The sequence below is a fragment of the Pontibacillus litoralis JSM 072002 genome (assembly GCF_000775615.1).
Lineage (GTDB): Bacteria > Bacillota > Bacilli > Bacillales > BH030062 > Pontibacillus > Pontibacillus litoralis.
On sequence record NZ_AVPG01000043.1, the window covers coordinates 1 to 6,244 of the forward strand.

A 6,244-nucleotide genomic window follows, 5' to 3' on the forward strand; every position below is an offset into this window, starting at 1 on the left:
GTAACTACATTTTACACGAGGTCGTTATGGGTTGCTTTTATTTACCCTTAGGTGTTGCACTTAATATTACAATCCGTCTGTTGAAAAAACGATTGAGTACATAACGGTCTGCCTGCTCTTTTTCTTCTCTCTTCCTTCCGCTCAGGATACCAACTATTTAGCAGTAGGTACCGACTTTTTAGCAGAGGGAAATGGAAAGTAACAGGGAGATACTTCTTTAACCCATTTTTCAACTTCAGATGTTCTTTTTCTTTTGGACATAAAAACACCCCTTTAGACAATCATATCTAAAGGGGTAAAACGGTAAATCTTTTTTATAAACATCGCGACTTTATTTCAATTCCACAAACTCAACAATTCCCTCATAAAACCCTACTCCACCGTAACACTCTTCGCTAAGTTACGTGGCTTATCTACATCACAATCGCGGTGTAGGGCTGCATAATAAGCGATTAGTTGTAATGGAATCACGGAAACAAGTGGTGTTAATAACTCATGTACTTCTGGTAATACGAATGTATCGCCTTCTTGGTCAAGGCCTCGCATACTAATGATGCATGGATATGCTCCACGTGCTGCAACTTCTTTTACGTTTCCACGGATGGAGTAGTTGACGTTTGCTTGTGTTGCAAGTGCAATGACTGGAGTGCCTTCTTCGATTAAGGCGATTGTTCCGTGCTTCAGCTCTCCGCCTGCGAATCCTTCTGCTTGTATATAGGAGATTTCTTTTAATTTAAGTGCTCCTTCTAAGCCAACAAAGAAGTCTGCGCTACGTCCAATAAAGAAACAGTTACGGGCAACGGTTAGGTATTCTGCTGCGATTTTTTCCATTTCTTCTTTTTGGTCGCATAGTGCTTCCATTGCGTTTGCGACAATGGCTAGTTCTTGCATTGGATTGAAGTTTAATTCGATTCCTTTTGCTTGTGCAGTATCTACTGCTAGAATCACTAATACGGCTAGTTGTGCTGTGTATGCTTTCGTGGAAGCTACAGCAATTTCTGGTCCTGCATGTAAGTGTAGCGTGTAATCCGCTTCACGAGAAAGGGTTGATCCTGGTGCATTTGTAATTGTTAAGGATGGGTAATCTTTGGCATTCGTTTGAACAAGTACAGAGCGGCTATCTGCTGTTTCTCCGCTTTGAGAAATGTAGATAAATAATGGTTTCTCAGAGATAAGTGGCATATTGTAAGAGAATTCGCTTGCTACATGTACTTCGACAGGTATGTTTGCCAATTTCTCCATAAATTGTTTTCCCACTAAGCCTGCGTGATAACTTGTTCCACATGCGATAATGTACACACGATCACAGTTTAGCATTGCTTGGCGTACATTAGGGTCCAGTTTAATCTGGTCATGCTCATCTTGGTATTCTTGAATGATCTTACGAATAACAAATGGCTGCTCGTCAATTTCTTTCAGCATAAAGTGTGGGTACGTGCCTTTTTCAATATCTGTTGCATCGATTTCAGCTGTAAAAGCATCGCGCTCTACCTTCGTGCCATCGAGCTTTTGAATTTCTACTTCCTGGCGGCGTACAAGAACGATTTCTTTATCTTCTAATTCTACAAATTGATCCGTCACTTGTAGCATCGCCATAGAGTCACTAGATACGACGTTAAACCCTTCACCTAATCCTACGAGTAATGGGCTTTTGTTCTTCGCTACATAAATCGTATCGGGATTCTTTTCGTCCATAATCGCAACAGCGTAGGAACCTTTTAATAAAGAGATTGCTTTGCGGAATGCTGCTTTTACATCTTGCAGCGTTTCATATAGCTTTTCGACTAATTGTACAATAACCTCTGTATCGGTATCACTCGCCATTTCAACATCAGCAAGATAGTCACGTTGTATATCTTCATAATTCTCGATAACACCATTATGAACAATAGTGAAGCGACCAGACGCGCTTTGATGGGGGTGCGAATTGCTATGATTCGGTGCTCCGTGCGTAGCCCAGCGGGTATGGCCTATTCCCATTGTTGCAGTAATGTTCTGCTTTTCGATTTCTTCTCTAAGTGCTGCGATACGACCTTTTACTTTCGTTACATGAACACCTTCACGATTCAAACGAGCTATGCCCGCTGAATCATATCCACGGTATTCCAGCTTTTCAAGACCTCTTAATAACGTTTCCGTCGTATCATTCATTCCTATATATCCAACAATTCCACACATTGTGTTGTTTCCTCCTCGTTTAAGGGGCAAAACAACTTAACCATTATTATGGGGCGAAGTAGTCTGCCCCTTTCTCATGATTACTAATCGTCACCTTGTTCTTCTCCTTTGTACAAAAGGTCGCCCCTTTGTTTTCTGAAAAAAACGATGCAGTTGAGGTGTGCAACCGGGAGGCATCCGCCGACTTGATCGATAAACCTCCTCCTCGTCAACTACTTGTTTTCGAAAGTAGTCCAGGCGCTTTATGTTGCGTATAAATTCTATGCTCCTTTCTATAATGGAATACATGTTTACCATACCCATTTTGATATAGTATCACTCTTTTTGCTACCTACTTCTCACACTTTACGAACTCAAAAGCATAAGAAGCATTTCAATTCTATCGTAATATAGTAAGACAGTCAATTACTAATATCTCATTTCTTGACAGCTATCTTCCTTATATATAAATATATGCGCAACTGGTTTATTTCGTACCAACTGCGCATAAGTGCTGCCTATTCTGTTAATCCTAATTCTTCCTGTACAACTGCGACGATTTTACTAACACATTCTTCACAAGCCTCTTTTGTTGGGGCTTCTACCATAACTCGAACTAATGGCTCTGTGCCTGATGGACGTACTAATACGCGACCATCGCTTCCAAGTGCTGCTTCTACTTCTTGAATCGATGTTTGAATGCGCTCGTTTTCAAATACTGCTTTCTTGTCTGTTACGCGAACGTTTTTCAACTCTTGTGGGAAAGTCTCCATTTCAGCCGCCAATTGGGATAATGGCTTTTCTGTTTCTTTCATCACATTAACTAATTGTAGAGCAGAAAGTAATCCGTCTCCTGTTGTATTGTAATCTAAGAAAATAATGTGACCAGATTGTTCGCCACCAAGATTATATCCACCACGACGCATCTCTGCCATTACGTAACGGTCGCCAACTTTCGTCTTATCACTCTTCATATCGTTTGCCTCTAGCGCTTTGTAGAAACCAATATTACTCATCACGGTAGAAACAACCGTATTGTGCTTAAGACGACCTTTTTCATTTAAATGCTTGGCGCAAATAAACATAATTTTATCGCCATCTACAATATTGCCTTTCTCATCAATAGCGATTAAGCGGTCCCCATCTCCGTCAAAGGCAAGGCCAATATCGGCTCCTTTATCTAATACGAACTGCTGCAATACTTCTGGATGCGTGGACCCTACACCTGCATTAATATTCAAACCGTCTGGTGATGATCCCATTGAGGACAATTCCGCTTCCAGATCGGCAAATAAGTGAGAAGCAATCGGAGATGTAGCACCATGAGCGCAATCTAACGCAATATGAAGACCATCAAAATCATAATCAACCGTTTGTTTCAGGTATTGAAGATATTTTTGACCACCTTCAAAGTAATCATTTATTTGTCCTAAATCCGCTCCCGCTGGGCGTGGAAGTTCATCTTGTTCTTGATCTATTAAGGCTTCAATTTCTTCTTCTTGTTCATCCGTTAACTTAAAGCCATCAGGTCCGAAGAATTTAATGCCGTTATCTTCTACAGGATTGTGAGATGCAGAAATCATCACACCTGCTGCTGCTCCTAACGCTTTCGTTAAGTAAGCCACACCTGGAGTAGAAATAATACCTAGACGCATCACTTCCGCTCCAATTGATAACAATCCTGCCGTCAAGGCGCTCTCTAACATTTCTCCTGAAATTCGTGGATCACGGCCGATAATCACTTTAGGCTTCGTAGTGCCATTTGTCAGTACATATCCTCCGTAACGCCCGATTTTAAATGCTAGTTCCGGTGTTAACTCTTTATTTGCTACACCCCGAACCCCATCAGTACCGAAATATTTTCCCATCATTAATCGCTCCTTCATTCTCTACCAAAATTATTTCCTACTCAATTTGAATCGTTGCTTGTTCTGTGTCTGTATTCCATCTTACTGCCTTTGGACCTTCTATTTCAATCGGTACAGTATGTTCGCCATTTGAATATTCCTCAACGTTTACAAACACCTCAAAATCATCTTTACTCATACCTTTTAACGTTGCATCTGTACCAGTCGCCTTGATTTCAATGACATTGTTCGCTGGCTCGATAAATGTAACTTTCTGTCCCTCTTGCTGACTCTTTACTCCCACTTCTACATCAGATAAAGTCTTTTTTTCTGATTTCTCTACATCGATTTCCACTTTCACTTCACCCGGTTCAATCTTACTCGCTTTATCAGGTTTCGTTAAGTCAACACTCAATGTCGTATCCTTTTCCATATTTGATAAATCGACGGTCGTTTCTACCGCATCCACCGCATCTAATACCTCTTGTGCTCCATAAACTTTTACCTTTTCTGGATCTGTTTTAATAGAATCCACACTTAACCCTTCAGGTAGTTCTCCTTTCGTTTTTACCTGTACAGGAACTTCTTTATGAGGCGGAATAATAGTTGCATCTACTTGAACAGTGTTCGGTTCTACGAAAACATTCAGCTCATTCCCCTGTTGATCATATACTTTCACAGGAGCATCATTTATGGAAACGTCATCAGTAGCTCCTTGCACATCTACAATCGCTTTTACTAAAGACACTTTCTCTACTTCTGCTTTTGAACCAGTAATGGTAACAGATGAAGGTTTCACTGTCGCTTCACCAATTTCATAGCCCTTTGCTACGTTACTAGCGTGTACATAGTCTAATTGCACTGCATAATCTGCTTGAGCTTTCTCTTCAATAGTTACCTCAAGCTCCTTTGGTTGCGTGTACACGGATAATTGGTTCGATATTCCTTTATGTTCAACAGGAACGGTATAAGTACCAGGTCCCAAATCATTCAAATCAACAAACATCTCAAAATTCTTCTGAATAATGGTTCTTGTGACAACGGTACTTGGGCCTTCTACCGTTACCGTAATCGTTTCAGGAACACCTTCCACTACATAATCTTCATCATTCATATATACTTGTAGAGGAATACTGTTCATACTCATTAACTCTTTATTTCCACCAGGTAAGATAGAATCTTTCTGGCTACTTGTATCGTTTAAGTTAACGGATGCATATAATAAGAGCGCAATCACAAGCGTGAATACACGTATAAACCATTTATTCTTTAACCATTTATCCATCCTTCTTCCCCCTCCAGTTCCAGCTTTTCGAAGCAGGGGCTTTACCAGGAACACCTAGTTCTCTTTGGAGCATGTCACGAAGCGCCTCATTATCTAATTCTCGATGAAGCTCAGCGTTTTTCGTGCAAGAAATAGAGCCTGTCTCCTCGGAAACAACTATCGTTAATGCATCTGTCACTTCACTGATGCCTAAAGCTGCTCGGTGCCTTGTACCTAATTCCTTTGATATAAATGGACTTTCAGATAGTGGTAAGTAACATGCTGCTGCCGTTATTTCTTGTTCTTTCACAATAACAGCTCCATCATGAAGTGGTGTATTAGGTATAAAAATATTCGTCAACAATTCACTTGTTAAATGACCTTTAATCGGAATACCCGTCTCTACATAATCACCCATTCCGGTTTCTCTCTCAATCGTAATTAATGCACCAATACGACGTTTCGCCATATAATTACAAGATTTAATAATAGCATCAATCGATTTAGCTACGTCTTCCTCTGCATTTGAATTACGTGAAAAGAACCTACCTCTTCCAAGCTGTTCCAATGCTCGGCGGAATTCCGGTTGGAACAAAATAATAACTGCTAAGAATCCCCATGTAATGGCTTCTGAGATTAACCACATTAACGTATTAAGTTGTAACAAGTAACTAAAGAGCCACACACCTAACACGACAAAAATTCCTTTTAAAAGCTGAATCGCTTTTGTACCACGAATCAACATGGTTAATTTATATAGAACAAACCAGACAAGGGCAATATCTATAATTATTCTTACATATTTCAGTACTTCAAATCCCCCATCAAGCATGTGTCCACTTCCTTTTACTCATTAATTCTACTCATAAATAAACAACACTATATATTATTATATCATAATTAGCTTTGTAAAAATAACACAACCATTGCATGAATATCCTTTTCAAATCGAGTAGAGGGAAAAGTTAAGTAACTT

Annotated in this window: 4 protein-coding genes; all 4 read right to left on the reverse strand. The window is 40.0% G+C overall.

Going from position 1 to position 6,244, the window contains the following annotated elements; translation table 11 throughout:
• Positions 1–372 precede the first annotated feature (372 nt).
• Positions 373–2,178 (reverse strand): glutamine--fructose-6-phosphate transaminase (isomerizing), encoded by a 1,806-nt coding sequence (gene glmS, locus N784_RS15425; RefSeq protein WP_036836410.1) that lies wholly within the window; start codon positions 2,176–2,178, stop codon positions 373–375.
• Between the two features lie 497 nt (positions 2,179–2,675).
• Entirely contained in the window at positions 2,676–4,025 is a 1,350-nt protein-coding gene (glmM, locus tag N784_RS15430) for a phosphoglucosamine mutase (RefSeq protein WP_036836411.1), read from the reverse strand.
• A gap of 37 nt (positions 4,026–4,062) precedes the next feature.
• Complete coding sequence (locus N784_RS15435; protein ID WP_036836412.1) at positions 4,063–5,289, reverse strand: CdaR family protein; 1,227 nt, start codon at positions 5,287–5,289, stop codon at positions 4,063–4,065.
• Positions 5,282–6,100: a diadenylate cyclase CdaA gene (cdaA, locus tag N784_RS15440; RefSeq protein WP_036836413.1), complete on the reverse strand. Its 819-nt coding sequence runs from the start codon at positions 6,098–6,100 to the stop codon at positions 5,282–5,284. Before cdaA ends, N784_RS15435 begins: the two co-directional genes overlap by 8 nt.
• Positions 6,101–6,244: the final 144 nt, after the last annotated feature.